Source organism: Pedobacter psychrodurus (assembly GCF_032678585.1).
Taxonomy (GTDB): domain Bacteria; phylum Bacteroidota; class Bacteroidia; order Sphingobacteriales; family Sphingobacteriaceae; genus Pedobacter; species Pedobacter psychrodurus_A.
This window is the reverse complement of the sequence record NZ_JAVTSN010000130.1, coordinates 1-1,098: the sequence shown is the minus strand read 5'-3', so window position 1 is coordinate 1,098 and position 1,098 is coordinate 1. Positions and strand designations below refer to the sequence as shown.

The window sequence follows — 1,098 nt, the reverse complement described above, 5'->3', positions numbered from 1 at the left end:
GGCAGCAGAAAACCATCCAGAACGGTTCATTAAAGCGGGCGGAATTTACCCGGAATGCAACCATTATAGGACTATGCCTGCTGGCAGTTATTCTGGTTATTGTTTACATGAGTTACAGGAAGAGCCTAACCTCCGGTCGTGAAATTGGCAGGAAGAATAATGAACTCAATGACCTTGTAACCGAAAAGCAGTGGCTTATCAAAGAAATCCACCATAGGGTTAAAAACAACCTGCAGATCGTTACCGCACTTTTACACCGCCAATCCTCGTTCATTAAAAATAAGGTTGCACTGAGCATTATAAAAGATAGCGAACTTAGAATGCAATCTATAGCGCTGATCCATCAAAGGCTTTATCAGACTGACGATATGGTATTCATCGATATTCATACCTACATAGATGACCTTGTTGGGCATTTTCGGGATAGTTATGGACTGGAAGGTAATATTCAGTTCATAATGGATCTGGAACCATTAAAACTCAGTGTAGCAAGGGCTGTATCGATAGGTTTGATAATAAATGAATCCATAACTAATGCCATTAAATATGCCTATCCTTCTGTTTCAGGAACAATCTTTATATCTTTAAATACGGAAGGATCGCAGCATAATCTTTCAATCAAAGACAATGGCATTGGCCTTCCTGAAGGCTGGGAGCTTGCAAAAGTAAATTCGATGGGAATGAACTTAATCAAAGGTTTATCGAAGCAGCTTGATGGGACACTGAATTTCATCGTTGATAATGGTGTTACGATGCAATTGATATTCCGGGACTGAACCTGGAAAATATTTAAAAAACTCCCCAAGTTCGTGTATTTTCTTTCGGTTTGAAATAAGTGGTATGTTAACCAGATAAACAGTAAAGTATAGCAGATTCGGGCGTGCGGTTTTATGGGCACCAAATTCTATTTTACGGTATATTTAAAGATTTGACGCGGTTGATTATTTATCCCAAGCATATCAAAGCAATATGTTAATGTTTTTTTCAATTGTTATGCCTTTCATCGTTCAGATAACGTTCCAGAAACGGGGCTGTTTTACTTTCCTTACATTTCAACAGGCCATCCACATTTCCTGAATACAGAATTTTTCCGCCATC

General features: G+C 38.7%; 1 protein-coding gene. It reads left to right on the top strand.

Features of this window, described 5'->3' with window-relative positions; genetic code table 11:
* Window positions 1-776 (top strand): sensor histidine kinase (locus R2S57_RS30350; protein WP_316848655.1); only part of this gene is annotated, 776 nt, incomplete at its 5' end.
* Window positions 777-1,098: the final 322 nt, after the last annotated feature.